This is a genomic window from Terrisporobacter sp. (assembly GCF_017888745.1).
Classification (GTDB): Bacteria; Bacillota; Clostridia; order Peptostreptococcales; family Peptostreptococcaceae; genus Terrisporobacter.
Window position 1 is genome coordinate 1 of sequence record NZ_JAGHFM010000069.1, and the last position, 2,636, is coordinate 2,636.

3 protein-coding genes are annotated in these 2,636 nt (G+C 26.7%); all 3 read right to left on the minus strand.

Annotated features, from left to right (window positions below; all coding sequences use genetic code 11):
• A partial coding sequence (locus J7G74_RS03250; protein ID WP_297131909.1) for a competence type IV pilus major pilin ComGC occupies positions 1–351 on the minus strand: 351 nt, incomplete at its 3' end.
• Positions 352–366: 15 nt separating this feature from the next.
• On the minus strand, positions 367–1,542 hold the full coding sequence (locus tag J7G74_RS03255) for a type II secretion system F family protein (protein ID WP_297131913.1): 1,176 nt from the start codon (positions 1,540–1,542) through the stop codon (positions 367–369).
• Between the two features lie 12 nt (positions 1,543–1,554).
• The coding region (locus J7G74_RS03260) for a GspE/PulE family protein (protein WP_297131915.1) at positions 1,555–2,636 on the minus strand (1,082 nt) is incomplete at its 5' end.

Consider the following 2,636-nt stretch of genomic DNA (forward strand, 5'->3'; position numbering starts at 1 on the left):
AGGATAAAATGTCTCTCCACCAGCAGTAACTTTGATAGATCCTGTATTTGAATCTACTTTTATATCAAAAGTTCCTGTTACAGATTTTGGCGTAGGTATAAACTCTATATATCCATTGGATTTCAAACTACTAGTGTCTACAGATGTTTTCCCATCACTTATAGATATCATAGCTGCTGTAGCTAAATTTGACGCTGTTGCATAATCAGCTTTTTCCTTAGCTATATTTTGAACTTTTGAATACTTAGTTACGGCTATAGTTGATAAAATACCAATTATAGTTATGACTATTACCATTTCTATTAAAGTGAATCCTCTCCTTTTTTTACACTTCAAATTTAGTAAAAACATGTTTAACCACTCCTTTTATATTGATGTAACTGCATCAAACATAGGCATCATCATTGCAATTACAGTTACACCTACTACCACACCTATTAGCAAGGTGACACCTGTTTCAAAGTACTTTGTACCTAATTCTAATTTTGAATCTAGTTCATTTTCGTAATATTCACTAAGAGTAACTAGTATAGAGTCTAATTTACCACTTTCTTCGCCTATTGATATCATAGATATTAATAGTGGAGGTAGTTCATCAATTATTTTTAAAGAATCACTTATTTTATTTCCTTTCTTTATCAAATCATTAGAATTGCATATTTTTTCATAAATATATTTATTACTTATAACTTTTGATGATATCTCTATAGAATCTACAATTTGAACACCACTCCATATCAAAATAGATAATGATTGTACAAATTTATTAACCATAATCAAAGTAGCATAAATTTTAATAAAAGGTATTTTTAATATAATTTTGTGAAGCATGTCATTAACCTTTTTACTTTTATCCTTCAAATAAATTAAACTTAATATAGCCAATAAAATAATTAATACAATTAACAAAAGGTGATTTCGGGCTATGTAAGAAGCAATTATTAATATTTGTGTAATTAATGGTGTTTGTAAATTATTATCTGTATATATACTTTCAAAATTTGGGATTAAAAATATTAATATAAATAAAAATGAGAATAGCATTGTGATTAATAAAATAATAGGATAAATTAAAATACTAATAATTTTATTTTTTAATTTATTTTCTTTGTCGTAGTAAGATGATAGCTTGTCCATAACATCATCTAAATTACCACTAATTTCACCTGCTCTTATCATACTTATATAAAATTTCGGAAAGGCTTTAGTTTGCTCAAAAGATTCTGTAATTGAATTGCCTTTTTCTATATTATTAAGTAAATTTTTAATTACTTTCCTTAACTTATTATTAGATTGTTCTATAAGTGTTTTTAAAATTGTTGATATATCACATCCTGATTTCAGCAGAATATTCATCTGTTTTGAGAATATCTTCAAATCCTTATCTTTTAGATTTTCTTTTTTAAATAAATTACTTTTTTCTTTTATATCTACTATTTGTATATTATTTTTATATGCATACTTAAAAACCTCATCTTCTGTATCCATATCCAAATGTAGAGTCTTCCTCTTATTTTCTTCATAAATAATACATTTGTACAATATAATCTTCTCCTAATAAAGTATTTCTTTATTTATGATACATTCTTCTAATGTAGTTATTTTTTCTTTTATAAGCCTTGTATAGCTGTCATCAAATGTAATCATTCCATTCTTTATAGCAATATCTTTTATTTTATTTGACCCCTTATTACTTTGCACTGCTTGTCTTATTTCATCATCTATTTGCAATATTTCATATACAGCAGTTCTTCCACTGTATCCTATACCATTGCATTGATCACAACCTATTGGTATTGCTGTATCTATAGATTTATTTTCGTCCTGTGTAATAGTTATTTCATTGCTACAATCTGGACATACTTTTCTAACTAATCGTTGAGATATTACTCCTATTAGAGATGCATTTAGTAGATATATCGGTATTTCCATATCTATTAATCTAGCAATTGACGATATGGCATCATTAGTATGTAAAGTGCTAATAACTAAATGTCCTGTTATAGCTGCTCTTACAGCTGTTTTTGCTGTTTCTACATCTCTAATTTCCCCAACCATTATTATATCTGGGTCTTGTCTAAGTATTGCTTTCAATCCTTTTTCGAAAGTCAATCCAACTTTATTATTAACTTGTATTTGATTGATTCCTTCAATTTTATATTCAATAGGATCTTCTATAGTCATGATATTTTTACTATCATCTTGAAGTTCTTTTAATATGGAATATACTGTTGTTGTTTTTCCGCTTCCTGTAGGACCCGTTACAAGTAATATCCCTGTTTTTTTATTTATAATTTCATCAATTTTATTTATAGCAACTTCTGTAAATCCTAATTCCTTTTTTGTTTTCAAAAATGAATCTCTTCTTAAAAGTCTCAATACTATCTTTTCTCCATGTACAGTTGGAACAGTAGATATTCTTATATCTACTACTACATCTTTTATCCTCAAATCAATTCTTCCATCTTGAGGTAGCCTTTTTTCTGTAATATTCATGTTAGCTTTGTATTTAATAACAGATGCTAGAGAAGGATATAAATCTAATATTAAACTAGAAACCTCTTTCATCTTTCCATCTACTCTGATTCTAATTTTAAATACATCACTAAATGGTTCTATATGTATATCACTGGCAT